Source organism: Enterobacter cloacae complex sp. IR5401 (assembly GCF_049238425.1).
Classification (GTDB): Bacteria; Pseudomonadota; Gammaproteobacteria; order Enterobacterales; family Enterobacteriaceae; genus Enterobacter; species Enterobacter hormaechei_C.
Genome location: NZ_JBMKHN010000008.1, coordinates 1 through 24,409 on the forward strand (window position 1 = coordinate 1; position 24,409 = coordinate 24,409).

Annotated in this window: 29 protein-coding genes; 7 read left to right on the forward strand and 22 right to left on the reverse strand. The window is 56.3% G+C overall.

The annotated features are described in order from the left end of the window. From ACOTX1_RS13360 to fkpA, 9 genes are all read right to left on the reverse strand, one after another. On the reverse strand, positions 1–667 hold a 667-nt coding region (locus tag ACOTX1_RS13360), incomplete at its 3' end, for a GTP-binding protein (RefSeq protein ID WP_180238619.1). Positions 668–736: 69 nt separating this feature from the next. After that, positions 737–2,851, reverse strand: coding sequence for an elongation factor G (gene fusA, locus ACOTX1_RS13365; protein ID WP_022651946.1), 2,115 nt, complete (start codon positions 2,849–2,851; stop codon positions 737–739). 96 nt (positions 2,852–2,947) lie between these two features. Beyond that, a complete protein-coding gene (gene rpsG / locus ACOTX1_RS13370) occupies positions 2,948–3,418 on the reverse strand; it encodes a 30S ribosomal protein S7 (protein ID WP_003861706.1) in 471 nt (156 codons plus the stop codon). 96 nt (positions 3,419–3,514) lie between these two features. Then, a complete protein-coding gene (rpsL, locus tag ACOTX1_RS13375; RefSeq protein ID WP_000246815.1) occupies positions 3,515–3,889 on the reverse strand; it encodes a 30S ribosomal protein S12 in 375 nt (124 codons plus the stop codon). A gap of 124 nt (positions 3,890–4,013) precedes the next feature. Then, positions 4,014–4,301, reverse strand: coding sequence for a sulfurtransferase complex subunit TusB (gene tusB, locus ACOTX1_RS13380; RefSeq protein WP_003861702.1), 288 nt, complete (start codon positions 4,299–4,301; stop codon positions 4,014–4,016). Between the two features lie 7 nt (positions 4,302–4,308). Further along, positions 4,309–4,668 (reverse strand): sulfurtransferase complex subunit TusC, encoded by a 360-nt coding sequence (gene tusC, locus ACOTX1_RS13385; RefSeq protein WP_003861700.1) that lies wholly within the window; start codon positions 4,666–4,668, stop codon positions 4,309–4,311. Then, a complete protein-coding gene (tusD, locus tag ACOTX1_RS13390) occupies positions 4,668–5,054 on the reverse strand; it encodes a sulfurtransferase complex subunit TusD (protein ID WP_003861699.1) in 387 nt (128 codons plus the stop codon). Before tusD ends, tusC begins: the two co-directional genes overlap by 1 nt. Continuing rightward, positions 5,054–5,776 carry a helix-turn-helix transcriptional regulator gene (locus ACOTX1_RS13395; protein ID WP_003861697.1) on the reverse strand — a complete coding sequence of 241 codons (723 nt, stop codon included), beginning with the start codon at positions 5,774–5,776 and terminating at the stop codon, positions 5,054–5,056. Before ACOTX1_RS13395 ends, tusD begins: the two co-directional genes overlap by 1 nt. A gap of 167 nt (positions 5,777–5,943) precedes the next feature. Then, the gene (gene fkpA / locus ACOTX1_RS13400) at positions 5,944–6,762 is read right to left on the reverse strand and encodes an FKBP-type peptidyl-prolyl cis-trans isomerase (protein ID WP_003861695.1); all 819 of its coding nucleotides are present in this window, start codon (positions 6,760–6,762) and stop codon (positions 5,944–5,946) included. Positions 6,763–7,000: 238 nt separating this feature from the next. Between fkpA and ACOTX1_RS13405 the strand changes: the two genes are divergently transcribed. After that, on the forward strand, positions 7,001–7,219 hold the full coding sequence (locus tag ACOTX1_RS13405) for a protein SlyX (protein ID WP_003861693.1): 219 nt from the start codon (positions 7,001–7,003) through the stop codon (positions 7,217–7,219). A 51-nt stretch (positions 7,220–7,270) separates the two neighbouring features. Here the strand turns inward: ACOTX1_RS13405 and slyD are convergent, their stop codons facing one another. The 4 genes from slyD to kefG form a co-directional block, all read right to left on the reverse strand. Next, entirely contained in the window at positions 7,271–7,861 is a 591-nt protein-coding gene (gene slyD / locus ACOTX1_RS13410; RefSeq protein ID WP_003861691.1) for a peptidylprolyl isomerase, read from the reverse strand. 94 nt (positions 7,862–7,955) lie between these two features. Then, the gene (locus ACOTX1_RS13415) at positions 7,956–8,156 is read right to left on the reverse strand and encodes a YheV family putative zinc ribbon protein (protein ID WP_003861689.1); all 201 of its coding nucleotides are present in this window, start codon (positions 8,154–8,156) and stop codon (positions 7,956–7,958) included. A 13-nt stretch (positions 8,157–8,169) separates the two neighbouring features. Then, positions 8,170–9,975, reverse strand: coding sequence for a glutathione-regulated potassium-efflux system protein KefB (gene kefB / locus ACOTX1_RS13420; protein WP_003861688.1), 1,806 nt, complete (start codon positions 9,973–9,975; stop codon positions 8,170–8,172). After that, positions 9,975–10,529 carry a glutathione-regulated potassium-efflux system ancillary protein KefG gene (gene kefG / locus ACOTX1_RS13425; protein ID WP_059288194.1) on the reverse strand — a complete coding sequence of 185 codons (555 nt, stop codon included), beginning with the start codon at positions 10,527–10,529 and terminating at the stop codon, positions 9,975–9,977. Before kefG ends, kefB begins: the two co-directional genes overlap by 1 nt. Positions 10,530–10,658: 129 nt before the next feature. Here kefG and ACOTX1_RS13430 point away from each other — a divergent pair, with 129 nt between their 5' ends. Continuing rightward, a complete protein-coding gene (locus tag ACOTX1_RS13430; RefSeq protein ID WP_023314935.1) occupies positions 10,659–12,563 on the forward strand; it encodes an ABC transporter ATP-binding protein in 1,905 nt (634 codons plus the stop codon). A 15-nt stretch (positions 12,564–12,578) separates the two neighbouring features. Further along, positions 12,579–13,511, forward strand: a complete 933-nt coding sequence (locus tag ACOTX1_RS13435) for a LysR substrate-binding domain-containing protein (RefSeq protein ID WP_023314936.1) — start codon at positions 12,579–12,581, stop codon at positions 13,509–13,511. Between the two features lie 39 nt (positions 13,512–13,550). Here ACOTX1_RS13435 and mdcH read toward each other — a convergent pair whose 3' ends face one another. The 8 genes from mdcH to mdcA form a co-directional block, all read right to left on the reverse strand. After that, positions 13,551–14,447, reverse strand: coding sequence for a malonate decarboxylase subunit epsilon (gene mdcH, locus ACOTX1_RS13440; RefSeq protein WP_003861680.1), 897 nt, complete (start codon positions 14,445–14,447; stop codon positions 13,551–13,553). Then, on the reverse strand, positions 14,447–15,064 hold the full coding sequence (locus ACOTX1_RS13445; protein WP_126497760.1) for a malonate decarboxylase holo-ACP synthase: 618 nt from the start codon (positions 15,062–15,064) through the stop codon (positions 14,447–14,449). The genes mdcH and ACOTX1_RS13445 overlap by 1 nt, the downstream gene beginning before the upstream one ends. A gap of 2 nt (positions 15,065–15,066) precedes the next feature. Continuing rightward, positions 15,067–16,026: an AEC family transporter gene (locus ACOTX1_RS13450; protein WP_023314938.1), complete on the reverse strand. Its 960-nt coding sequence runs from the start codon at positions 16,024–16,026 to the stop codon at positions 15,067–15,069. Between the two features lie 123 nt (positions 16,027–16,149). Then, positions 16,150–16,950 (reverse strand): biotin-independent malonate decarboxylase subunit gamma, encoded by an 801-nt coding sequence (gene mdcE, locus ACOTX1_RS13455; protein ID WP_032634616.1) that lies wholly within the window; start codon positions 16,948–16,950, stop codon positions 16,150–16,152. Beyond that, complete coding sequence (locus ACOTX1_RS13460) at positions 16,950–17,783, reverse strand: biotin-independent malonate decarboxylase subunit beta (RefSeq protein WP_003861672.1); 834 nt, start codon at positions 17,781–17,783, stop codon at positions 16,950–16,952. Before ACOTX1_RS13460 ends, mdcE begins: the two co-directional genes overlap by 1 nt. After that, on the reverse strand, positions 17,776–18,075 hold the full coding sequence (gene mdcC, locus ACOTX1_RS13465) for a malonate decarboxylase acyl carrier protein (RefSeq protein WP_000411786.1): 300 nt from the start codon (positions 18,073–18,075) through the stop codon (positions 17,776–17,778). Before mdcC ends, ACOTX1_RS13460 begins: the two co-directional genes overlap by 8 nt. A gap of 9 nt (positions 18,076–18,084) precedes the next feature. After that, positions 18,085–18,942 (reverse strand): triphosphoribosyl-dephospho-CoA synthase, encoded by an 858-nt coding sequence (locus ACOTX1_RS13470; protein ID WP_023314940.1) that lies wholly within the window; start codon positions 18,940–18,942, stop codon positions 18,085–18,087. Beyond that, entirely contained in the window at positions 18,942–20,597 is a 1,656-nt protein-coding gene (gene mdcA, locus ACOTX1_RS13475; RefSeq protein ID WP_023314941.1) for a malonate decarboxylase subunit alpha, read from the reverse strand. The genes ACOTX1_RS13470 and mdcA overlap by 1 nt, the downstream gene beginning before the upstream one ends. A gap of 228 nt (positions 20,598–20,825) precedes the next feature. Between mdcA and ACOTX1_RS13480 the strand changes: the two genes are divergently transcribed. The 3 genes from ACOTX1_RS13480 to ACOTX1_RS13490 are packed head-to-tail and all read left to right on the forward strand — an operon-like array spanning position 20,826 to position 22,963. Beyond that, positions 20,826–21,848, forward strand: coding sequence for a hydrolase (locus tag ACOTX1_RS13480; RefSeq protein ID WP_023314942.1), 1,023 nt, complete (start codon positions 20,826–20,828; stop codon positions 21,846–21,848). Next, the gene (locus ACOTX1_RS13485; RefSeq protein ID WP_003861664.1) at positions 21,845–22,063 is read left to right on the forward strand and encodes a YheU family protein; all 219 of its coding nucleotides are present in this window, start codon (positions 21,845–21,847) and stop codon (positions 22,061–22,063) included. Before ACOTX1_RS13480 ends, ACOTX1_RS13485 begins: the two co-directional genes overlap by 4 nt. Before the next feature lie 30 nt (positions 22,064–22,093). After that, positions 22,094–22,963, forward strand: a complete 870-nt coding sequence (locus tag ACOTX1_RS13490) for a phosphoribulokinase (protein ID WP_003861663.1) — start codon at positions 22,094–22,096, stop codon at positions 22,961–22,963. A 66-nt stretch (positions 22,964–23,029) separates the two neighbouring features. On the opposite strand, the gene ACOTX1_RS13495 is transcribed toward ACOTX1_RS13490, so the two are convergent. Then, complete coding sequence (locus tag ACOTX1_RS13495; RefSeq protein ID WP_022649609.1) at positions 23,030–23,434, reverse strand: OsmC family protein; 405 nt, start codon at positions 23,432–23,434, stop codon at positions 23,030–23,032. Between the two features lie 310 nt (positions 23,435–23,744). On the opposite strand from ACOTX1_RS13495, the gene crp reads away from it, so the two are divergent. Further along, positions 23,745–24,377 carry a cAMP-activated global transcriptional regulator CRP gene (gene crp / locus ACOTX1_RS13500; protein WP_000242758.1) on the forward strand — a complete coding sequence of 211 codons (633 nt, stop codon included), beginning with the start codon at positions 23,745–23,747 and terminating at the stop codon, positions 24,375–24,377. Positions 24,378–24,409 lie beyond the last annotated feature (32 nt).

The window sequence follows — 24,409 nt, forward strand, 5'->3', positions numbered from 1 at the left end:
CGGAGATGGAGAATACGTCTTCGATTGGCAGCAGGAATGGCTTGTCAATCGCACGCTCTGGTTCTGGGATGTAAGAATCCAGGTAGCCAGCCAGTTCGATGATTTTCTCTTCCCACTCTGCTTCGCCTTCCAGCGCTTTCAGCGCGGAACCACGAACGATTGGAGTGTCGTCGCCTGGGAAATCGTACTGAGACAGCAGTTCACGAACTTCCATCTCTACCAGTTCCAGCAGCTCTTCGTCATCAACCATGTCGCACTTGTTCAGGAACACGATGATGTAAGGAACGCCTACCTGACGACCCAGCAGGATGTGCTCACGAGTCTGAGGCATAGGGCCGTCAGTCGCAGCAACAACCAGGATCGCGCCGTCCATCTGCGCAGCACCGGTGATCATGTTTTTAACATAGTCGGCGTGGCCTGGGCAGTCTACGTGTGCGTAGTGGCGAGTCGGGGTGTCATACTCAACGTGAGAAGTGTTGATGGTGATACCACGAGCTTTTTCTTCTGGTGCGTTATCGATCTGATCGAAAGCACGAGCAGCACCGCCGTAGGTTTTAGCCAGTACGGTAGTGATTGCAGCAGTCAGGGTAGTTTTACCATGGTCAACGTGGCCGATAGTACCAACGTTGACGTGCGGTTTTGTACGTTCAAATTTTTCTTTAGACACGGCTATATTCCTTACTATAGTGCTCTCCCCTTCGGAGAGAGCACGGGACTTAGGTTTTAATCCTGTGGATTACTTACCACGGGCTTCGATAACGGCCTGAGCAACGTTGTTCGGCGCATCATCATACTTCAGGAATTCCATAGTGTATGATGCACGACCTTTGGTCAGAGAACGCAGCTGAGTTGCATATCCGAACATTTCAGACAGCGGAACTTCAGCGTGGATCTTAACGCCAGTTACTTCGGATTCCTGACCACGCAGCATACCGCGACGACGGCTCAAGTCACCGATAACGTCACCGGTGTTCTCTTCAGGAGTTTCTACTTCAACCTTCATGATCGGCTCAAGCAGAACTGGTTTTGCTTTCTTAAAGCCTTCTTTAAAGGCAATAGACGCAGCCAGTTTAAACGCCAGTTCAGAGGAGTCAACGTCGTGGTAAGAACCGAAGTGCAGACGAACACCCATGTCTACAACCGGGTAACCAGCCAGAGGACCAGCTTTCAGCTGCTCCTGGATGCCTTTATCAACGGCAGGGATGTATTCGCCAGGAATTACACCACCTTTGATGTCGTTGATGAACTCGTAACCTTTCGGGTTAGAGCCCGGCTCCAGTGGGTACATGTCGATCACAACGTGACCGTACTGACCGCGACCACCAGACTGCTTAGCGTGTTTACCTTCAACGTCGGTAACTTTCGCGCGAATCGCTTCGCGGTAAGCAACCTGAGGTTTACCCACGTTCGCTTCAACGTTGAATTCACGCTTCATACGGTCAACGATGATGTCCAGGTGCAGTTCACCCATACCAGCGATGATGGTCTGGTTAGATTCTTCATCAGTCCATACACGGAATGATGGGTCTTCTTTCGCCAGACGGCCCAGAGCCAGACCCATTTTTTCCTGGTCAGCTTTGGTTTTTGGTTCAACTGCGATGGAGATTACCGGCTCAGGGAATTCCATACGCTCCAGAATGATCGGGTGATCCGGGTCACACAGAGTGTCACCAGTGGTCACGTCTTTCAGACCGATAGCAGCAGCGATGTCGCCCGCACGAACTTCTTTGATCTCTTCACGTTTGTTAGCGTGCATCTGTACGATACGGCCAAAACGTTCACGCGCCGCTTTCACGGAGTTCAGGATGGTGTCACCGGAGTTAACCACACCAGAGTAAACGCGGAAGAAGGTCAGGTTACCCACGAATGGGTCGGTAGCAATTTTGAACGCCAGTGCAGAGAATGGCTCTTCATCACTTGCGTGACGCTCAGCCGGAGTATCTTTACCGTCGTCCAGGATGCCGTTGATCGCAGGAACGTCAATCGGGGATGGCAGGTAGTCAACTACCGCATCCAGCATCGCCTGAACACCTTTGTTCTTGAACGCAGAACCACAGGTTACCAGGATGATTTCGTTGTTCAGAACGCGCTGACGCAGAGCAGATTTGATCTCTTGCTCAGACAGTTCTTCACCACCCAGGTATTTTTCCATCAGCTCTTCAGAAGCTTCTGCTGCGGATTCGATCAGGTTCTGGTGCCATTCGTCAGCCAGGTCCTGCATCTCTGCCGGGATATCTTCGTATTCGAAGGTAACGCCCGCATCTGCTTCGTTCCAGTTGATGGCTTTCATTTTCACCAGGTCGATAACGCCGGTGAAGCCTTCTTCAGCACCAATTGCCAGCTGAAGCGGAACAGGGTTCGCGCCCAGACGGGTTTTGATCTGGCCAACAACTTTCAGGAAGTTAGCACCCATACGGTCCATTTTGTTAACGAACGCGATGCGTGGAACTTTATATTTGTTTGCCTGACGCCATACGGTTTCAGACTGTGGCTGAACACCACCAACTGCGCAATAAACCATTACCGCGCCGTCAAGAACACGCATGGAACGTTCTACTTCGATGGTGAAGTCAACGTGCCCTGGGGTGTCGATGATGTTTACGCGATGCGGTTCGTACTGCTTAGCCATACCTGACCAGAATGCAGTAGTCGCTGCGGAGGTGATAGTAATACCACGCTCCTGCTCCTGTTCCATCCAGTCCATGGTGGCTGCGCCGTCATGAACTTCACCGATTTTATGGTTTACACCGGTGTAGAACAGAATACGTTCGGTAGTAGTGGTTTTACCGGCGTCGATGTGCGCACTGATACCGATGTTACGGTAGCGTGCGATGGGTGTTGTACGAGCCATTTGATTCCTCGTTTATATCTTTAGGCGTTCAGTTAAGTTACCCAGAGCGGGCGGCTTCTCTGAAGCGCCCGCCTGGTGACTACGACTCCGAAGGGATTACCAACGGTAGTGTGCGAACGCCTTGTTGGCTTCTGCCATACGGTGAACGTCTTCACGTTTCTTAACTGCGGTACCTTTGTTTTCCGCAGCATCAGAAAGTTCGTTCGCCAGACGCAGAGCCATGGATTTATCACCGCGTTTACGAGCAGCTTCAACGATCCAACGCATTGCCAGAGCATTACGACGAACCGGACGAACTTCAACTGGAACCTGATAAGTAGAACCACCAACGCGGCGAGACTTAACTTCTACAGTCGGGCGCACGTTGTCGAGAGCGACTTCGAAGGCTTCCAGTTCATTTTTACCAGAACGCTGAGCCAGGGTCTCCAGCGCGCTGTATACGATTGCTTCTGCGGTAGATTTTTTACCATCTACCATCAGGATATTTACAAATTTTGCCAGCAGTTCTGATCCGAATTTCGGATCTGGAAGAATTTTACGCTGACCAATGACGCGACGACGTGGCATGGGATTACTCCGTTGTTAATTCAGGATTGTCCAAAACTCTACGAGTTTAGTTTGACATTAAGATAAATCAGTTTGGCCTTACTTAACGGAGAACCATTAAGCCTTAGGACGCTTCACGCCGTACTTGGAGCGAGCCTGCTTACGGTCTTTAACACCTGAGCAGTCCAGCGCACCACGAACGGTGTGGTAACGAACACCCGGAAGGTCTTTAACACGACCGCCACGGATCAGGATCACGGAGTGCTCCTGAAGGTTGTGACCTTCACCACCGATGTAGGAAGTCACTTCAAAACCGTTAGTCAAACGCACACGGCATACTTTACGCAGTGCGGAGTTTGGTTTTTTAGGAGTGGTGGTATATACACGAGTACATACGCCACGTTTCTGCGGGCAGGCTTCCAGCGCAGGCACGTTGCTTTTTGCAACTTTGCGTGCACGTGGTTTGCGTACCAGCTGGTTAACTGTTGCCATTAAATAGCTCCTGGTTTTAGCTTTTGCTTCGTAAACACGTAATAAAACGACCTCATACAATATGAGGACGCGAAATTTTAGGGCTACGTCGAAAAGGTGTCAAGAAATATACAGCGATCTCAAATCACCAGTTCATTTGACTGGCGTGCGTCACAGTAAGATTGACGAAATCAGTATAGCCAACCACGTCAATTTTGGCTGAAATTTGACCAGAAAGACCCCGCGCATCCAGATCCTCTTTCAGCGCAGAGACTGTAATGGGGGCATTCGCGAGGATTTCAACAAAACGGCTGCCTTCAAGCGCCGCGAGCACGCCATCCTGAATCAGCAGCAGAGCATCACCTTCGCGCAGCATGCTCAGTAACGTGTCGATATCGCATTGCCACGGTGAACGGCTCAGGGTATGGAGCATGGCAGCCTCAGAAAGTCAGAACGGTATCGTAGTGAGAGAGTTGTTCGCGCAGCGCAGCAGATGTCAGGATCGTCACGTCCAGCACGAACGGTGTTTTCTCGTTTAACCCACGCGCGGCCAGCGAGTCGGCGCACACATAGAAGGTTTCAATGTCATAGAGCGGCAGAACTTTAAAGGTCGCAATGTAGTCGCGCGCAAGAATGGCCTGCGGTTGTTGGCCTGCAAGAAGCTGGAATACGCCATCGCCTAAAAAGAAGACGCCGATATCTTCGGTTAATGCCGATGTCGCGAGCAATGCATCCAGCCCTTCCCGGCCTGAAGCGCTGCCATGCGGCGCAGAAGTAAAAACAAACGCTACGCGCTTCATCAAAATTGCACCACTCTGTCGCAGGTCAACGCCGCCTGTGCCAGGGCACCTAGACCACTGAGGGAAAAGCCCGGTTGCAGGTTAGCCCCCGCCAGACCAAGGCGTTCGGCTTCGGTCGCATCCGTCACGCCGCGACGCAGTGCCGCCGCGACGCAGATATGCAGGTCAACGCCCTGCGTTTCGTTTAATTTTTGCCAGGCGCGCACAAGGTCAAACTCATCGCTCGCCGGGGACGTAAACTGGTTCGCGTTATAGACCCCTTCACGATAGAAGAAGACGCTTGCCAGTTCATGACCGGCATCAAGCAGCGCATGGGCAAACTGTAGCGCGCTGCTGGCCTGCTGGGTACCGTACGCCGGGCCCGTCACCATTAACGCAAAACGCATTACTTGTCTTGTCCCAGAAAGTCGCCGCTTTTGAACTGGCGAATATAGAGGTAAACCGTGTGTTTGGAGATATTCAGGCGATCGGCCACCTGGTTGATGGCATCTTTGATATCAAAAATCCCTTTCTCATAGAGGTTCAGGACGATCTGACGATTCTTGGCGTTGTTGGATACGTTGCGATCGGCATTCACCTCTTCAATGGTGAACTCCAGCGTCTGGGTCACGAGATCCTCAACCGAAGAAGCAAAGTTCACCGATGAGCCCACGTCCGGCGTTTCTGGCGGGATGAAGGTGCTCATGATTTGCGAGAATGGCACATCAAGGTTCATGTTGATGCACAGCAAACCGATTACCCGGTGTTCGCGGTTTCGAATCGCGATCGTTTCTGATTTCATCAGCACGCCGCTTTTGGCGCGGGTGAAATAGCATTTTGAGACGCTGCTGTCCGCGCCGGTCATGTCATGCAACATACGCAATGCAAGGTCGGTGATTGGCGAACCAATTTTACGGCCAGTGTGCTCACCATTCGCAATGCGGATAGCGGAACACTTAAGATCTTGCAGGGAATGCAATACGATTTCGCAGTGGGAACCAATGAGCATCGCTAACCCGTCCACTACCGCTTCGTAGGATTTCAGAATATCGAAGTCGGTCTGGTCAAATGGACGTTGATCCAGCAAATCAAGTTCACTGGTTTCGTTGGTTAAAAGCGACCTGGACATGAAAAAAACACTCCTTTTCAGGAGCCTGTCGTTAGGTTTTCAGGGCAGGCTCATTATCTACACGGACAACTAAATTAATACAGCGTGTATAACGCTTTCCAGTGTTAATTATATCTGCCCCACAATAAAAAAACCGCCGCCTGTAAAGGCGGCGGTTTTTTTCAGCATTACTTCTTAGCTGCTGCGGCTTTGTCGTCAGCCGGTGCGTCTGTTTTCGCATCCGCTTTCGGCGCCGGTTTGATGTCCAGCAGTTCTACATCAAATACCAGCGTGGAGTTAGCCGGGATACCCGGAACGCCGGTTTTGCCGTAAGCCAGATCCGGTGGGATGACCAGCTTGATTTTACCGCCTTTCTTGATGTTCTTCAGGCCTTCGGTCCAGCCCGGGATCACACCATCCAGACGGAAGGAGAGAGGCTCACCACGGGTATAAGAGTTATCGAACTCTTTACCGTCGATCAGCGTACCTTTGTAGTTCACCACAACGGTGTCGCTGTCTTTAGGCGCGTCGCCAGTACCTTCTTTCTCAACCTTATAGATCAGGCCAGTAGAAGACGTTTTAACGCCTTTCTCTTTAGCGAACTTGTCGCGGTAGGCTTTGCCTTTCGCTTCGTTATCTTTAGCATCTGCTTCCATCTTGGTCTGAGCGGCGCCTTTCACGCGCGCTTCAAACGCTTGCAGAGTCTGCTCGATTTCCTGGTCAGACAGTTTGCTCTTGTCTGCGAACGCATCCTGGACCCCTGCGATCAGCTGGTTTTTGTCCAGTTTGATGCCCAGTTTCTCTTGTTCTTTCAGAGAGTTTTCCATGTAACGACCCAGAGACGCGCCAAGTGCGTAGGCGGATTTCTGGTCGTCATTTTTGAATGCCGCTTTGCTGTCTGTAGTCGCAGCAGGCTTCGCAGCAGTATCAGCAGCGAAAGACAGCGGCGCATTGAGCGCTACAGCCATAGTGGTCGCCAGCAGCGTAACTTTAAACAGTGATTTCATCCATATCTCCAGGACCTGAGGTCTCTCACCCCAGTGTTAAACGTAAATGAGTGACGTACTATAAAACGTTGTGGAAGAAATCTACAGACAGACTCCCCCGAATGTCGCTTCTTTTCAGACTATTTTTGTTTAAATAAGTTTCTTGTCAGGGAGATGGATACTGTACTTAAGGAAAAAGTCAGCTAAACTTCGCCGCCGCTGGTCCATTATGGCGAACGACAGATAAACGAGGTGAATGATGAAGGATACAACGATCGAAGCGAGACTGGCTGAGCTGGAAAGCCGCCTGGCTTTTCAGGACATCACCATCGAAGAACTGAACCAGACCGTGACGGCCCATGAGCTTGAAATGGCAAAACTGCGCGATCACATGCGCCTGCTGACGGAAAAGCTGAAGGCCACGCAGCCGTCAAACATTGCCTCTCAGTCAGAAGAGACGCCACCACCTCATTATTGAGGCGTAAAAAAAGCGGGATTATCCCGCTTTTTTATTTTCCGCAGTACGGAATCAGTGGCAACCGCAGCCGCCGTTACCGCAACCACCTTTACCGTGGCCGTGGTCATGACCATGGTCGTGGCCGTGACCACCGCAGCAGCCGTCATGGCCGTGATCGTGGTCATGGTCGTGACCGTGCGCACCGTGAACGTGGCCATGAGCCAGCTCTTCTTCAGTCGCTTCACGGATCGCAACAACTTCTACGTTGAACTTCAGGTTCTGACCCGCCAGCATGTGGTTGCCGTCAACTACAACGTGGTCGTCTTCAACTTCAGTGATTTCAACCGGAACCGGACCCTGGTCAGTTTCCGCCAGGAAGCGCATGCCAACCTGCAACTCGTCAACGCCCATGAATACGTCTTTAGGAACGCGCTGAACCAGGTTGTCGTCATACTGACCGTAAGCGTCGTTCGCGCCTACAGCAACGTCGAATTTGTCGCCAACTTCATGGCCTTCCAGCGCCGTTTCCAGGCCGGAAATCAGGGAACCGTGACCATGCAGGTAGTCCAGCGGCGCACTCACCGGAGACTCATCAACCAACACACCGTCTTCTGTACGTACCTGATAGGCCAGGCTGACCACCAGGTCTTTTGCTACTTTCATGATATCTCCTGAGCGTGGGAAAATTGCTGGCGCAGATTGTAGCGGAAATCTGCACCCGTGTACCCTTAAGCTTAAAAAAACTCAGAGCATATCGCTAGTCTGGATGAAAAATGCCGATCACTTGCTCTTCTTTGCGAACATGATCGCGGGCTTCTTTGTCGGCCTCACGCATCTGGTGACCGCACTTAACACATTCAACGATATCGATATTATTTTCACGCCACATGGCCAGCGTATCTTGCGCCTGGCAGGATGGGCATTTTGCGCCCGCGATAAAGCGTTTACGTACAGCCATCTTTCGTTACCCTTTATTCAAATTCATCCCAGCCGTCGAGCTGGCGTCGTTCCTGTTGCATCTCACGCTGGAAGATCTCCTCCAGTTCGCGACGCGCTTCCCGCACGCGGGAGATCTGCGCCGTGTCGCTGTGCACGGGCATCAGTTCACGCAGCATTCGCATATCCAGCCTGCGGAAATGCATCTGGGCGCGTTGCGCCTGATGAGGATGCATACCCAGCGAAACCAGCGCCTTGCGTCCCAGCTCCAGCGCGCTGGAGAAGGTTTCGCGGGAGAAGTGTTTCACACCCGCCTGCAAAAGTTCGTGAGCCTCCACACGTCCACGCGCACGCGCCAGAATATGCAGATGCGGGAAATGCTGCTGGCACAGCTCCACCAGCTTCATCGTGTCTTCCGGATCGTTACAGGTGATGACGATGGACTCCGCAGCCTCTGCGCCCGCCGAGCGCAACAGCTCAAGCTGCGTCGCATCGCCGTAGTACACCTTATAACCATATTTGCGCATCAGGTTGACGGCGCTGATATCGCGCTCCAGCACCGTAATGCGCATTTTATTTGCCATCAACAGGCGACCAATCACCTGTCCGAAGCGACCAAAGCCCACAACGATCACCTGCGGTTTATCATCTTCCACCCACGGCGCTTCGTCTTCATCGTCTGCGGGATTCAGGCGGCGCGACAGCAGTTTGTCCACCAGCTTCATCAGCAGCGGGGTGGTCATCATCGACAGCGTGACCGTCACCAGCAGCAGCGCCATCTGGTCATCTTTGAACAGCTTCTGAGACGACGCCGTGGAAAACAGCACAAACGCAAATTCTCCCCCCTGGCTTAACACGCTGGAAAACTGCATTCTTTCCGAGCTGCGCAGCCCGTAAATCCTCGCGAGGAGATACAGCACCAGCGTTTTGACCGCCACCAGCACGGCGACACTCGCAATAACCCACAGCAGATGGGTATAGAGCACGCCAAGATTAAGCGCCATACCCACCGAGATAAAGAACAGCCCTAGCAGCAGCCCCTTAAACGGATCGATGGCGGTCTCCAGCTCGTGGCGGTACTCGCTTTCCGCAAGCAGCACCCCGGCGATAAACGTCCCAAGCGCCATCGACAGCCCCAGCGCATCCATAAACAGCGCTGAGCCAAGCACCAGCAGCAGCGTTGCGGCGGTGAATACCTCGCGCACGCCGGATGCTGCAATAAACCGGAATACCGGACGCAGTAAAAACCGACCGCCGATCAGCATCCCCGCGAAGGCCAGCACCTTCATGGAGATCTTCATCCAGTCGAAATGATCGTCTCCGGATCCCGCCAGCAGCGGCACCAGCGCCAGCGCCGGGATCACCGCTAAATCCTGGAACAGCAGCACCGAAAAGCCCAGTTGCCCCGCCTCGTTGCGGTTCATCCCTTTGTCGCGCATCAGCTGAAGCGCCATCGCCGTCGACGACATCGCAAGACCGATCCCGCCAATCACCGCGGCCTGCCAGGAAAACTGCGTCAGCATCAGCAGGCCCGCCAGAATGGCGGCGCTGAGTAACACCTGCGCCGCCCCGACGCCAAAAATAGATTGCCGCAGCTGCCACAGCTTGGAGGGGTTCAGCTCAAGGCCAATGATGAACATCAGGAAGACCACGCCCAGTTCAGAGAAGTGGAGAATTTCATCCACATCGCTGATAAACCCAAGCCCCCAGGGGCCAATGGCTATCCCCGCCAGCAAATAACCCAGCACCGCGCCAATGCCGAGACGCGCGGCAAGCGGGACCGCGACGACGGCGGCGAACAAAAACAGCACCCCGGCAAGGAGTAAATTCGAACCGTCCATTAGCGTCCTCCCGCCGGAATCGGTGACGCCAGCCATTCGCCATAGGCCCTGGCATGGCTCGCCAGCGCTTTCGGATCCTGCCGCCGTGCCCAGTAGATAATAATCGGGCTCATCCAGTGCATACGGCACATCGCCGCCGTCAGCTCAAACGGCCGCAGAATGTCGCTCATGGGGTAACGGTTCAGCCCGTCGTGACGGTAAGCGCTTTCCGGCTCACCGGTGGTAATGACACTCCGCCAGTACTTTCCCGCCAGCTGGTTGCCCCCCACCCCGCTGGAGAAGCCCCGGCTCAGCACGCGGTCCAGCCACTCTTTCAGCAGTGCCGGACAGCTGTAGGTATAAAGCGGATGCTGGAACACAATCACGTCGTGCTGACGCAGCAGTTCCTGCTCGTAAGGAATATCGATAAAAAAATCGGGATAGTGCGCGTAGAGATCGTGCACCGTTACGTTACTGAGCTGTGTGGCCGGCTTAAGCAGCACCCGGTTCGCCACCGAGTCCTGTGATTCCGGATGGGCATACAGCAGCAGCACTTTCGCTGTCTGAGACATCATTCCCCTCCCGGTTCTGTTTTTGTGTATTGTTGTCGTTTTGGGCTACCATGGCGGCCCGGTGGGGAAAATGGCCCACACCTTACATTATCATAATGACAAATTAACATAGTCGGAACATACGGCGCTTCTATGATTGTTTTCTCCTCGTTACAAATTCGTCGCGGCGTGCGCGTCCTGCTGGATAACGCGACTGCTACCATCAACCCGGGCCAGAAAGTGGGGCTGGTCGGCAAAAACGGCTGCGGTAAATCCACCCTGCTGGCACTGCTGAAAAACGAGATAAGCGCGGATGGCGGTAACTTTACCTTCCCGGGCAACTGGCAGCTCGCCTGGGTGAACCAGGAGACGCCCGCGCTGAGCGAACCTGCGCTCGACTATGTTATCGACGGCGACCGTGAATACCGCAAGCTCGAAGCAGAGCTCAACGCCGCCAACGAACGCAACGACGGCCACGCCATCGCCACCGTCCACGGCAAGCTGGACGCCATCGATGCCTGGACCATTCGCTCCCGCGCCTCCAGCCTGCTGCACGGCCTGGGTTTCAGCAACGAACAGCTTGAACGCCCGGTGAGCGATTTCTCCGGCGGCTGGCGTATGCGCCTTAACCTGGCGCAGGCGCTGATCTGCCGCTCCGACCTCCTGCTGCTCGATGAACCCACCAACCACCTCGATCTTGATGCGGTTATTTGGCTGGAGAAGTGGCTCAAGAGCTATCAGGGCACTCTGATTCTGATCTCCCACGACCGCGACTTCCTCGATCCGGTGGTGGATAAAATCATTCATATCGAACAGCAAAGCATGTTCGAATACACCGGCAACTACAGCTCTTTCGAGCGCCAGCGCGCGATGCGCCTTGCCCAGCAACAGGCGATGTATGAAAGCCAGCAGCAGCGCGTGGCGCACCTGCAAAGCTTTGTGGATCGCTTCAAGGCCAAGGCGTCAAAAGCCAAGCAGGCGCAGAGCCGCATCAAGATGCTGGAACGCATGGAGATGATCGCTCCCGCGCATGTGGATAACCCATTCCACTTCAGTTTCCGCGAGCCGGAGAGCCTGCCGAACCCGCTGCTGAAAATGGAAAAAGTGAGCGCGGGCTATGGCGATCGCATTATCCTCGACTCTATCAAGCTCAACCTGGTGCCAGGTTCACGCATTGGCCTGCTGGGGCGTAACGGCGCCGGTAAATCGACGCTGATCAAGCTGCTGGCGGGCGAGCTTAACCCGGTCAGCGGCGAAATCGGCCTGGCGAAAGGCATCAAGCTTGGCTACTTCGCCCAGCATCAGCTGGAATTTTTACGCGCGGATGAATCGCCGATCCAGCACCTGGCGCGCCTGGCGCCGCAGGAAATGGAGCAAAAGCTGCGCGACTACCTCGGCGGCTTTGGCTTCCAGGGCGATAAGGTGACTGAAAATACAGCGCGTTTCTCCGGTGGTGAAAAAGCGCGTCTGGTACTGGCGCTGATCGTCTGGCAGCGTCCAAACCTGCTGCTGCTTGATGAACCAACCAACCACCTCGATCTCGACATGCGTCAGGCGCTGACCGAAGCGCTGATTGAGTTCGAAGGGGCGCTGGTTGTCGTGTCGCACGATCGCCACCTGATCCGCTCCACCACCGACGATCTCTATCTGGTACACGGCGGCAAAGTCGAACCGTTTGACGGCGACCTGGAAGACTACCAGCAGTGGCTGACGGACGTGCAGAAGCAGGAAAACCAGCCGGAAGAGTCAGCGAAAGACAACGCCAACAGCGCCCAGGCGCGTAAAGACCAGAAGCGCCGTGAAGCGGAGCTGCGCACCCAGACGCAACCGCTGCGTAAAGAGATTGCCCGCCTCGAAAAAGAGATGGAAAAGCTCAACGCCACGCTTGCTGCCGTCGAAGAGAAGCTGGGCGACAGCGAACTGTACGATCAGAGCCGCAAAGCGGAGCTGACGGACTGTCTGCAAACTCAGGCGAAAACCAAATCCAGCCTCGAAGAGTGCGAAATGGCATGGCTGGACGCGCAGGAACAGCTGGAAGCGATGCTGCAAGCCGACTAACACGCCGGGAGGGTTATGAGCTTCGATACCACGAGCGAGATTACATTCCGTAAGCTCAGCATCTTCATGACGTTCATGGAGAAGGGCAATATCGCACGTACCGCCGAAACGCTCGGCCTGAGCGGCGTCAGCGTGCACCGCGCGCTGCATACCCTGGAAGAGAATGTCCGCTGCCCGCTCTTTACCCACAAAGGGCGTAACCTGATTGCCCTCCCCTCCGCGTGGACGCTGCTGGAGTATTGTCAGGAGGTGATGCAGGTGATGGAGCGCGGGCTGGAAGAGTCGCGTAAGGTCGCCGGCATTGGTCAGGGGCGGTTACGCGTCGGCACGCTCTACTCGCTAACGCTGGAAACCGTGCCGCGCCTGATAATGGGCATGAAGCTGCGCCGTCCAGATCTGGAGATGGATCTGACGATGGGCTCGAACGAAACCCTGCTCCATATGCTGGGTGAGGGATCGCTGGATGCGATTTTAATCTCTATCTCCGAAAGCGATATCGACCGTAACAGCCTCGAAGTGCTTCCTCTGTTCCATGACGATATTTTCCTTGCCGCACCGGCTTCTGCCACGCTGAATACCAGCGGCCCCGCCGATCTGCGCGACTATAAAGATCGGAAGTTTGTCGCCCTCGCGGAAGGGTTCGCCACTTACGCCGGGTTTCAGGAAGCGTTTCATATCGCCGGTTTCGAGCCGGAGATTGTGACGCGCGTGAACGATATCTTTTCGATGCTGAGCCTGGTGCAGGCGGGGGTCGGGTTTACGCTGATGCCGGGCAGGATGAAGAAAGTGTACGAAAATTCGGTGCAGCTACTGAAGCTGGCGCAGCCGTACCAGATGCAGCAGCTGATTGCGATCGTCTTTGCCCGCAACCGCGAGCAGGATCCGAGCCTGCGGGCGCTGGCCGCGGAAGGGCGGATGTATGCCAGAAGTTTGCAGGATAGTGCCTGATGTTATTGCCCGGTGGCGCTACGCTTACCGGGCAAAAAGTCACCGCTGAAGCCGACCCGCCAGATGCACCGCCACGTCCACTCCGCTGCGCTCCAGCGAAATGGATTCGCCTTCCCACGCCGCCTGCCGCGTCAGACAGGTCAGAATACCCCCTGGCGGCATCTCAATCGCCAGACGCGCTTCGCGCTCGTTAGCGGAAATCACCGCCTCCTGCCAGCGCACGGTTCGCGCCATATTCATCGCCAGGTCGTCGGCAATTTTCTCCGGCTGCCAAAGCACGCGCCCGGTACTGCCGCTCAGGTACGCGCAGCGGGGGCGTGAAAGCGTGACTGATTCAAACGCCGCGGCCAGCTTCTGCGCCGGTTCCGCCAGCAATTCACAGTGCGACGGCACGCTTACCGCCAGCCGTTTGGCCTTGTTCGCGCCCTTCGCCAGCGCGCGTTCGGCTACCTGCGCCATGCCGTCATCGGCTCCGGCAATCACGATCTGCGTTTCGGCGTTCAGGTTAGCGATATAGGTTCCTGTCCCCTGAATCAGGTTTTCCACCTGGGGCAGGGTCAACCCCATTATCGCCGTCAGGCCGTAGCCGTGGGGATACGCCTGCTCCATCAGATCGCCGCGCAGCGCCACCAGCTTCAGCGCGTCCGTAAAGTCCAGCGCACCGGCGATAACCGCCGCAGGATAAGCGCCAATGGACAGCCCGCTGACGATATCCGGCGACACGCCGCGACGTTCCAGCTCGCGCGCCCAAGCCACGCCTGCAATCAACAGCGAAAGCTGAACCGCGCGGGTGTGGGTTAACGAGGATGCGCTGTCCAGGGTATCAACTTCCGCCCCCAGCACAGCACGGGCCTGCTCCAGCTCTGTTCCCGGCAGGTTTTGCAGCATACCTTCATGCTGTGTGCCCTGCCCTGGAAAGGTAAACAGTATTTTCATTACTCCTCCCTGTGCCATGGATCCGCCACCAGGCGCGGCCCATATTGCGTTTTTAACAGCGTTTTGCCGTCGCGTAACCATTCCGCCAGCGCGAATCCGCCCTCGGGCGTATCCACCTGTGTATCCGCCCGGCATAACGCACGACTGAGCTGAGCCTGCCAGTCAGTAAACGCCTCAGGGGAAACGGTACGCGGGGCGCGGATCAGCAGATCGAGATCGCTGTCGGCGTGGATCACCGGAATGCCGGTCGCCAGCGCGTAACCCGTACTGCCGGTTATCCCCCACGTCCACGGCCATGACTGCTGCGCAAGCTGAAGCGCCACCTGAACCGGCGGCTGGGTGATAAACGGCGAACGCAGCAGGTCGGCGGCAACGCTCAAATCTTCGGGCGACACCACGCGCAACACGTTCTCAGGCTTCACCCATCCGGCCGCCCGCTGGTCGCGGCGCAATCCGCGCACGCCAACGGGAATACGGCCTTCATTATCAACATCACGCCGCACCACTACCGGCAGCCCGGTATGCCAGGCCGCGTCCACCCAGGATTCAGTAATCCCTTCCAGGGCGTCGCGCGCGGTAAGCCAGATGATGTCGTGTGGGCGTAATGTTGTGGTCATGATTACATTCCTGAAGTCAGCGAGATAAACAGCGGCAGCGACAGGATACACAGTATGGAGCTCAACAGCAGCACGGCTTCAGCATCCGGCGACTGCACGCCAAAGCGGTTACCGAACACCACGCCAAAGAAGCCCGCAGACAGCGCAATCATCAGGATGGCGGTGATAGCCACGGAGCCGTGCAGACCGAAGATTAAAACGATACCCCAGGCAATCGCTGGCTGGATCAGCAGCTTGGCGATAGTAGAAGTGATCACCATGGTGTTGATCTGGAGCTTACGGGCAGAGAGGATCACGCCGGTCAGGAACAGCGCCGCAGCGGTCGCGGACAGTCCCAGCGGTTTAATCGCCGCCAGCACCAGCTCCGGCATTGTGATGCCGATAGCGGACAGGATCACACCCAACAGCGGGCCCATCACGATCGGTTTTTTAATGGAGCGCCACATCAGCACCGGCAGCATGGAAAGCGTTGAACCGGAGTTATTGCCTTCGGCGCGCGCTTTCTCACGCTCCAGAATCAGCAGGCAGAACGGGGTCATCAGCACTGAACCACAGGCGATGGAGACCGCCACGGACAGCGACGTTGAAGAGCCTTCGCCCAGCACGCTGCCCAGAATCGGCAGGCCAAGCGCCGCGTAGTTTGGCAAGGCGACGGTAAGCGTCAGCACGGCCGCATCCTGCGGGGATTTTTTAAATACGTTTGTCGCGAGGAAGTAGATGACCGCATAGGTGATCCACATCGCCAGGGTGAGCACCAGGATCAGCGGCGACTGCGCCACGATGCCGGTCCACGGGGTTTGCACGGTGGCGCTGAATAGCGCGGCCGGGAGTGCAAAATCCATCACGAAGATATTCAGCAGGGAAACATTTTTGTTATCGACCATCTTTGCCTTACCGGCCCAGAATCCCAGCAGCATGATGACGAAAATCGGTGCAAGAGCATGAACAATTACGTAAGTCATAAATCACCTGTAGTAAAAAAGTTTAAGCACTGGCGCGATGTTTATTATTTTCAGGATGCAGGTTCCCGCGTGGACGCAACGGGCGCGCCCACGGGGTGATGCATCTGGCAGGTCTCTTTTTACTTACCAGCTGGCTCGCATACGTTCACGTACGAGCGCTGAGCTGCGGCGGTTGTCAGCACCCAGACGGTTTTTCAACGTGGTGTCCTGACGAGCGTCACTGATGGCCTGTTGCAGGGTGGTTTTCACCCGCGTCAGATCGCTTTCGGAAGGGGCATCCGGATTGCTGATATCCAGCAGGTCGGAAAGCAGCCCCAGCGTGGCGTAGTTGCTGATGTCGTACGCCATTGGCGGAATGGTTGCCGCCAGTTTTTCCAGCGCCTCAACGGTACGCAGCGTAATGCGCGCCGCAGACTCTTTGCCCATGGCGTGGATCAGCACGCCTTTATCGTTGAAGGCAATCAGACGGTTAGCCTGGTAGCCGTGCGCCAGAAACGCGCCGGACATGGCCTTACCGACGATAAGACCAATCACCGGATGACCTGCCAGCCGCGCATTAGCGTAGGCGGCAGCGGCGCCGGCCAGCGCCTGGTGGATGCCAAACGCCTCTTCGCGACGGCCATAGGCCTGGCTTGGGACATCGATCACCGCCACAATCGGGCGCTTCACGGCTTTATCTGCATCAGCGGCGACGGTTTCGCTGACCACTTTTGCCAGCGTCCAGCCTTCCAGCAGGCCGACTTCCCCTTGCGCCGCGCGCGGGAAGTGGTTGTTGACGTCCGGCACCACGGCGACAAAACGCACCGTTTCACCGTTCAGCTCGCCGTCTGCGGCCTGCACGGACGGGCATAACCCCTCCAGACGTTTCGCGTTCGGGGCCAGAGTTTCCAGCCAGAGTTCGCCACGGCTAATTGAGTTAGTCATCATTTCACCTCCCGGGCAAAAAGCGCTTTAATCTGTTCGGCATCGGCCTGTTTGCGGGTGTCGAAATTCGTCAGACGGTTCAGATAATCGTCGTAGTTATCGGTGCGATGTTTCGCCGGTACGCCTTTGGCGATGGCCTCGTTCATCGCGGCTTTCACCGCGTTCACGCCGTCGCCGACGAGCGCGTCCACCAGCCCGCTTTCATAGCGCACTTCGCCGCCGGTCATGCTCCAGATAAACGGACGGTCGCGGGAGTCGTACTCTTCAATGCCCGCTTCCTGCTCAATAACCTGCGGGCCGTTGAGGCCAAGACGCGCTTCGCGGGTCACAATCAGATAGCTGCACAGCGCCGCGGCGATAGACATCCCGCCGAAGCAGCCTACGGTCCCGGCGACAATCCCGACGACCGGGGTATAGCGACGCAGGTCAACGATCGCGGCGTGGATATCGGCAATCGCCGCCAGGCCAAGGTTGGCTTCCTGCAAACGTACGCCACCGGTTTCGAGGCACAGTACCGCCTGAGTCGGAATGCCGTTGCGGTTATCTTCCGCCGCCAGCTCCAGCGCCGCCGCCATTTTGGCGCCGGACACTTCGCCCATGCTGCCGCCCTGGAAGGTGCCTTCAATCGCCACCACCACCGCAGGCTGGCCGTTGATGGTCCCTTTCGCGACCACCATGCCATCATCAGCCTGAGGAACAATCCCCTGTGGCCCAAGCCATGGAGAAATAATGCCTTCGAACGGATCCAGCAGTTCGCGGTAGCTGCCGTCGTCGAGCAGCGCCTGTGCACGCTGGCGCGCTTTTAGTTCGATAAAGCTGCTGTCATCACGCATGATTCACCCCTTCAAAGACCTGTTCGATACGAATGCGTGCCACGCCCGGCGTCGCGCCGAAGTCGTGGATGGTCAGCTTACCTGCGGGCAGGCTGCTGACGGTTTGCAGGCGGTTGAACAACGCCTCCCAGCGCCCGCGGCTGTTGTCGACGGAGGTGGTGATATCAATGGTTAAGGTCTGGCCCGGTTCGGCGGTGAAAAGCACCTCCATATCCCCGGAACCGACTACCCCTGCCAGCGCCCTGCCGCTTACTTCGCGGCTGGCGGGCACGGTCAATGTGATTTTTTCCATAACATCCTCTTAATGCTTTGAATAGGGCGTTTCGACGCGGTCAAGAAACAGCGTGGCGGCAAGCAGGTCTGCGGCTCCGCCCGGCGAGGCGTTAAGCGCCAGCATCTGACGGTCTAACCGCGCCAGCGCCTGCTGCCCGGCGAGCGTTGCGCATCCTCCGGCGTTCAGCACTGCACGGGCGCCGTTCTGCATGGCGTCCAGCCCCTCCATGCCGGCGCGCGACAGCACGCAGGTGTCGGTGAGCGAGGTCATGATCGCCATCAGCGCGTCGAGTCTGGCCTGCGTTTCGCTGCTGCCTTTGAGACGGCTGAGGCGAAGCTGCGGCAGCGCGCGCTGCATGATGTGCGGAAACGCCTGCTGAGCCTCTTCACGCGCGCCCGGCACGCGGTAGCGGTGCGTGACGCGTAACCCCTTGCTGAACACTTTCGGCGCCACGTCATCCGGCAGCTTCGCCAGCTGAGCGGCGGTGTTCGCGACGGTTTGCGCCCGGGCATCGCCGCCCAGCATCGCCACCGCGCTCACCAGCAATCCCAGCGCCCAGATCGCGCCACGGTGCGTGTTCACGCCGTCGGTAGCGGCCATCATCTGCCGTTCACCTTCGCGACCCAGGCGGCCAACGGTTTGCCGGAGGGCAATATCCGCCGGACGCTGCCAGCTCTGCTGTGCCAGCGCCTGAAACGTGGGGGTCAGGCTGCGAGCGGAGCGCTCCATCAGCGCAAGCGATAAATCGTGGTGCGCGCCGTTCCCCCGGCTGTCCACCAGACCGGGCTTCGGGCTTAAACGTGCTTCGTCAATCAGACACTGCGTGGCGGTTCGCGCCAGCCATTCGGCACCGCCTTCAACCTGGATCTGGGGCAGAAGTTTCATTACCAGCTCCGGAATTTCGCAGGTGGGTTATACAGACCACGGGACCACTCAACGAGGTCAGCCACGCTGCCCGCAGCCAGCAGAGAGCGAGTGGCATCGGTACGACGAATGCCCATATCTTCCGGATACACAACCTTGCCGCTCTGACGTAGTTCCGCCACGCGTTTGGCGTCAACGCCCAGACCGATATCGGTGATACCCGCCACGGCGGCGACCATGGCGCGACGCTCTTCCAGATCTTTCGCCCGGTAGAGGTAAGCAATCCCCTCTTCCGTCAGCACGTGGGTGACGTCATCGCCGTAAATCATGACCGGCGCCAGCGGCATACCGGAGGCTTTCGCGACGTCAACAGCGTCGAGTTTTTCCACGAAGGTTGGCTTCACGCCCGCCTGGAAGGTTTCCACCATCTGCACAACCAGCTTTTTACCGCGTTGCATCGGGTCAGGCTCGGTGATCATGTTCAGCCAGGCCGGTGTGGCGTGGCGACGACCGTGCGGATCGTGGCCCATGTTTGGCGCGCCGCCGAAGCCGGAAAGACGGCCGCGAGTCACGGTTGAGGAGTTAGCGTAACCATCAACCTGTAGCGTGGAGCCGATAAACATATCGACCGCGTACTGACCAGCCAGCTGACAGAAGGCGCGGTTAGAGCGCATGGAGCCGTCAGCACCGGTAAAGAACACGTCCGGACGGGCGCGGATGTACTCTTCCATCCCCAGCTCGCCGCCGAAGCAGTGGACGCTCTCCACCCAGCCGCTTTCGATGGCCGGGATCAGCGTTGGATGCGGGTTCAAAGTCCAGTGTTTACAGATTTTGCCTTTGAGTCCGAGCTGTTCGCCGTAAGTTGGCAGCAGCAGCTCGATCGCTGCGGTGTTAAAGCCAATCCCGTGGTTCAGGGACTGCACCTGGTGTTCGGCGTAGATGCCTTTAATCGCCATCATCGCCATCAGGATGTGTTCCTGTTTGATCAGGCGTGGGTCGCGGGTGAAAAGCGGTTCGATAAAGAACGGCTTATCGGCAACCACCACAAAATCAATCCACGAGCCCGGAATATCCACACGCGGAAGGTCGCACTCGTCATCCACCAGCTCGTTCACCTGCGCGATGACGATGCCGTCGTGGAACGCGGCGGCTTCCACCAGCGCCGGGGTATCTTCGGTACTCGCCCCGGTATAGAGGTTGCCTTTGCGGTCCGCTTTAAAACCGGCAATCAGCGCCACGTTTGGCGAAAGGTCGACGTATAAACGTGAGTAGAGTTCGATGTAGGTGTGAATCGCCCCGATTTCGAGCTGACCATCCTCCAGCAGCTGCGAAATGCGCAGGCTTTGCGTACCGGAGAAGGAGAAGTCCAGCTTGCGGGCGATGCCTTTCTCAAAGATGTCCAGATGTTCGCTGCGGCCCACGCTCGGCATGATCATATGCAGATCGTGCACGATTTGCGGGTTCACTTCCGCCAGTGAACGGGAAAGGAAATCCGCCTGCTTCTGGTTGTTGCCTTCCAGAACGACTTTGTCGCCTGGTGCGATCAGTTTTTCCAGCATGGCGACAAGATCGCCGGTTGGCAGTACCTTGCCCTGCACCGGTACGGACGCCAGACGACGCGCTTTCTCACTGCGTCGGGTGTTCCATTGCCGGGTGGGTGTTTGCCCAGATAACATTATTAACCTCCTGATTCAGCACATCATTCTGATTTGCTTAACGTTGAGTAAAGTGTGCGCTCTGGTGAGAAAGGCATCAATTAAGCGTAGAGGCAAATCATTAGCCTGAGAGTAATAATCAAGGTAAATATTTGTGATCGGGATCAGTTCATGTTTCGGAAAAACGGGCTAAACGGGGTACAATTCGGAAGGTATAGTTAATTTCTGACAAGAATCAGCATCGCCCTTATGACCCAAATCATTCCCTCAGACTTCGACATTGCAGCCGAAGAGAGCGCAGAGTTCGTGCCCATGCGCGGTGTGGCTAACCCTCACCTGCAAACCATGCTGCCGCGCCTGATCCGCCGCAAGGTACAGTTCACCCCGCACTGGCAACGCCTGGATTTGCCGGATGGCGACTTTTTGGATCTCGCCTGGAGCGAAGATCCGGATCGGGCCAGACATAAACCCCGTCTGGTAGTGTTTCACGGTCTGGAAGGCAGCCTGCACAGCCCTTACGCACACGGACTCATTGAGGCGGCGAAAGCCCGCGGCTGGCTTGGGGTGGTGATGCATTTTCGCGGATGCAGCGGCGAGCCTAATCGTCAGAAACGCATTTATCACTCGGGTGAAACCGAGGACGGCACCTGGTTCCTGCGCTGGCTAAGAGACAATTTCGGCGAGGCGCCAACGGCAGCGGTGGGGTATTCGCTGGGCGGCAATATGCTGGCCTGTCTGCTGGCGAAGGAGAGCGACGCCGTACCGCTGGATGCGGCGGTGATTGTCTCTGCGCCGTTTATGCTGGAGCAGTGCAGCTATCATATGGAAAAGGGCTTTTCGCGAGTGTACCAGCGCTACCTGCTCAACCTGCTGAAAGCCAACGCCGCGCGCAAGCTGAAGGCCTATCCGGATACGCTGCCTGTGACGCTGCAACAGCTCAAACGCGTGAAGCGCCTGCGCGAGTTTGATGATTTGATCACCTCGAAAATTCACGGTTTTGCCGATGCGATTGACTATTACCGTCAGTGCAGCGCCATGCCTTTACTGAATCAAATCACGAAACCCACGCTGATTATCCACGCCAAAGACGATCCGTTTATGGATCATCACTCGATCCCCGCCCCTGACTATCTGCCGGATAACGTGGAGTATCAGCTCACCGAGTTCGGCGGGCACGTCGGCTTTGTTGGCGGCACGCTGCGTCGGCCAAAAATGTGGCTTGAGACGCGTATACCCGACTGGTTAACGGCCTATCTGGACGGTAAAAAATGATTATTCCCTGGCAGGATCTCTCTCCCGAAACGCTCGATAATCTGATTGAAAGCTTTGTCTTGCGCGAAGGCACCGATTATGGTGAACATGAACGTTCGCTTGAACAAAAGGTCAACGATGTTAAGCGCCAGCTTAAAAGCGGCGACGTGGTGCTGGTATGGTCCGAACTGCATGAGACGGTCAATATCATGCCCCGCAACGCGTTTCATGGCTGATCTTTACACTTTTCCAGTCAGGGAGTTGCTATGTCTGCCAGACATCCGGTTATTGCCGTTACGGGTTCGAGTGGGGCGGGAACCACTACCACCAGCCTCGCCTTCCGCAAGATCTTCGCCCAGCTTAACTTACGGGCGGCCGAGGTAGAAGGCGACAGCTTTCACCGCTACACGCGCCCGGAGATGGATATGGCCATCCGCAAGGCGCGCGATCTGGGTAAACACATCAGCTACTTCGGCCCGGAGGCCAATGACTTCGGCCTGCTGGAGCAAACCTTCCGTGAATACGGGCAAAGCGGTACCGGGCAGTCCCGCAAGTATCTCCACACCTACGATGAAGCCGTGCCCTGGAACCAGGTCCCCGGCACGTTCACGCCCTGGCAGCCGCTGCCGGAACCGACTGACGTGCTGTTTTACGAAGGATTGCACGGCGGCGTGGTGACGCCTCAGCACGACGTGGCGCGCCACGTGGATTTGCTGGTGGGGGTGGTGCCGATTGTTAACCTTGAGTGGATCCAGAAGCTGACGCGTGACATGAGCGAGCGCGGCCATTCGCGAGAGGCGGTAATGGATTCGGTGGTGCGCTCCATGGAAGATTACATCAACTTCCTGACGCCGCAGTTCTCCCGAACCCACATTAACTTCCAGCGCGTCCCCACCGTGGACACCTCCAACCCGTTCGCCGCAAAAAGCATCCCGTCGCTGGACGAGAGCTTTGTGGTGATCCACTTCCGCAACCTGGAAGGCATTGATTACCCCTGGTTGCTGGCGATGCTACAGGGTTCGTTTATTTCGCACATGAATACGTTAGTGGTGCCCGGGGGAAAAATGGGGCTGGCAATGGAACTTATCATGACACCGCTGGTGCAGCGGCTGATGGAAGGAAAGCAAATCGCGTGAACATGTTCCCTCTCCCCGTGGGAGAGGGTTAGGGTGAGGGCATCAACACGCACGATGCCCCAATAATTAAGCCTCTATCACTTCATACGAATGGGTGATGTTTACCGCTTTCTCCAGCATTAACGCCACAGAGCAGTATTTCTCCGCAGACAGGTCAACCGCACGCGAGACCGCCGCATCCTTCAGTTCTTTGCCAGTGACGATAAAGTGCAGATTAATATGCGTGAACAGGCGTGGCGCCTCTTCGCGACGTTCTGACGTCAGCTTCACTTCACAATCGGTCACGTCATGACGGCCTTTTTGCAGGATCGACACCACGTCGATCGCGCTGCATCCGCCCGCCGCCATCAGCACCATCTCCATCGGGCTTGGCGCTTTATCGCCGGAGTTGCCATCCATCAAAACCTGGTGCCCGGAAGCAGACTCGCCCAGGAACGTTAACCCTTCAACCCATTTCACACGCGCTTGCATATTCACTCACTCCAACGTTGCATTTTTTATGACAGATTACGTGTACGTTACATTTCTCGCAACGGAAGGCGACCTGCGTCATGCTGAAGCGAGACACCAGGAGACACGCGGCGAAAGCTATGCTAAAACACTCTGGATGCTACAGTAATACATTGACGTTACACATGTATGCAGAGGACATCAAACTTTACTGGCTGCGAAACGTTACGACAGCCGACTTCCCAGGTATGGGTAAGAATTCGATTGCAACCCCAGAGTCCGGATGCATCTTATGACTCTGGTGACAGCTTATAACAGAGGATAACAGCGCATGGTGCTTGGCAAACCGCAAACAGACCCGACTCTCGAATGGTTCTTGTCTCATTGCCACATTCATAAGTACCCATCAAAGAGCACGCTGATTCACCAGGGTGAAAAAGCGGAAACGTTGTATTACATCGTTAAAGGCTCGGTGGCCGTGCTGATCAAAGATGAAGAAGGGAAAGAGATGATCCTTTCTTATCTGAACCAGGGCGATTTTATCGGTGAACTGGGCCTGTTTGAAGAAGGCCAGGAACGTAGCGCCTGGGTTCGTGCAAAAACAGCATGTGAAGTGGCTGAAATTTCTTATAAGAAATTCCGTCAGCTGATTCAGGTCAACCCTGACATCCTGATGCGTCTCTCTTCCCAGATGGCACGCCGTCTGCAAGTGACCTCTGAGAAGGTAGGTAACCTCGCCTTCCTGGACGTAACCGGTCGTATCGCGCAGACGCTGCTGAACCTGGCGAAACAGCCAGACGCCATGACTCACCCTGACGGTATGCAAATTAAAATTACCCGCCAGGAAATCGGTCAGATCGTCGGCTGCTCCCGTGAAACAGTGGGCCGTATCCTGAAGATGCTGGAAGATCAGAACCTGATCTCCGCCCACGGTAAAACCATCGTGGTTTACGGGACCCGATAATTCCGGTCAAACGGCGTGCCGCCGCAGGGTGG

Bases quoted from the DNA above. Each gene is read 5' to 3' on its own strand.
- fusA (WP_022651946.1), bottom strand. From the start codon at position 2,851: ATGGCTCGTACAACACCCATCGCACGCTACCGTAACATCGGTATCAGT.
- rpsG (WP_003861706.1), bottom strand. From the start codon at position 3,418: ATGCCACGTCGTCGCGTCATTGGTCAGCGTAAAATTCTTCCAGATCCG.
- rpsL (WP_000246815.1), bottom strand. From the start codon at position 3,889: ATGGCAACAGTTAACCAGCTGGTACGCAAACCACGTGCACGCAAAGTT.
- tusB (WP_003861702.1), bottom strand. From the start codon at position 4,301: ATGCTCCATACCCTGAGCCGTTCACCGTGGCAATGCGATATCGACACG.
- tusC (WP_003861700.1), bottom strand. From the start codon at position 4,668: ATGAAGCGCGTAGCGTTTGTTTTTACTTCTGCGCCGCATGGCAGCGCT.
- tusD (WP_003861699.1), bottom strand. From the start codon at position 5,054: ATGCGTTTTGCGTTAATGGTGACGGGCCCGGCGTACGGTACCCAGCAG.
- ACOTX1_RS13395 (WP_003861697.1), bottom strand. From the start codon at position 5,776: ATGTCCAGGTCGCTTTTAACCAACGAAACCAGTGAACTTGATTTGCTG.
- fkpA (WP_003861695.1), bottom strand. From the start codon at position 6,762: ATGAAATCACTGTTTAAAGTTACGCTGCTGGCGACCACTATGGCTGTA.
- ACOTX1_RS13405 (WP_003861693.1), top strand. From the start codon at position 7,001: ATGAAGGATACAACGATCGAAGCGAGACTGGCTGAGCTGGAAAGCCGC.
- slyD (WP_003861691.1), bottom strand. From the start codon at position 7,861: ATGAAAGTAGCAAAAGACCTGGTGGTCAGCCTGGCCTATCAGGTACGT.
- ACOTX1_RS13415 (WP_003861689.1), bottom strand. From the start codon at position 8,156: ATGGCTGTACGTAAACGCTTTATCGCGGGCGCAAAATGCCCATCCTGC.
- kefB (WP_003861688.1), bottom strand. From the start codon at position 9,975: ATGGACGGTTCGAATTTACTCCTTGCCGGGGTGCTGTTTTTGTTCGCC.
- kefG (WP_059288194.1), bottom strand. From the start codon at position 10,529: ATGATGTCTCAGACAGCGAAAGTGCTGCTGCTGTATGCCCATCCGGAA.
- ACOTX1_RS13430 (WP_023314935.1), top strand. From the start codon at position 10,659: ATGATTGTTTTCTCCTCGTTACAAATTCGTCGCGGCGTGCGCGTCCTG.
- ACOTX1_RS13435 (WP_023314936.1), top strand. From the start codon at position 12,579: ATGAGCTTCGATACCACGAGCGAGATTACATTCCGTAAGCTCAGCATC.
- mdcH (WP_003861680.1), bottom strand. From the start codon at position 14,447: ATGAAAATACTGTTTACCTTTCCAGGGCAGGGCACACAGCATGAAGGT.
- ACOTX1_RS13445 (WP_126497760.1), bottom strand. From the start codon at position 15,064: ATGACCACAACATTACGCCCACACGACATCATCTGGCTTACCGCGCGC.
- ACOTX1_RS13450 (WP_023314938.1), bottom strand. From the start codon at position 16,026: ATGACTTACGTAATTGTTCATGCTCTTGCACCGATTTTCGTCATCATG.
- mdcE (WP_032634616.1), bottom strand. From the start codon at position 16,950: ATGACTAACTCAATTAGCCGTGGCGAACTCTGGCTGGAAACTCTGGCC.
- ACOTX1_RS13460 (WP_003861672.1), bottom strand. From the start codon at position 17,783: ATGCGTGATGACAGCAGCTTTATCGAACTAAAAGCGCGCCAGCGTGCA.
- mdcC (WP_000411786.1), bottom strand. From the start codon at position 18,075: ATGGAAAAAATCACATTGACCGTGCCCGCCAGCCGCGAAGTAAGCGGC.
- ACOTX1_RS13470 (WP_023314940.1), bottom strand. From the start codon at position 18,942: ATGAAACTTCTGCCCCAGATCCAGGTTGAAGGCGGTGCCGAATGGCTG.
- mdcA (WP_023314941.1), bottom strand. From the start codon at position 20,597: ATGTTATCTGGGCAAACACCCACCCGGCAATGGAACACCCGACGCAGT.
- ACOTX1_RS13480 (WP_023314942.1), top strand. From the start codon at position 20,826: ATGACCCAAATCATTCCCTCAGACTTCGACATTGCAGCCGAAGAGAGC.
- ACOTX1_RS13485 (WP_003861664.1), top strand. From the start codon at position 21,845: ATGATTATTCCCTGGCAGGATCTCTCTCCCGAAACGCTCGATAATCTG.
- ACOTX1_RS13490 (WP_003861663.1), top strand. From the start codon at position 22,094: ATGTCTGCCAGACATCCGGTTATTGCCGTTACGGGTTCGAGTGGGGCG.
- ACOTX1_RS13495 (WP_022649609.1), bottom strand. From the start codon at position 23,434: ATGCAAGCGCGTGTGAAATGGGTTGAAGGGTTAACGTTCCTGGGCGAG.
- crp (WP_000242758.1), top strand. From the start codon at position 23,745: ATGGTGCTTGGCAAACCGCAAACAGACCCGACTCTCGAATGGTTCTTG.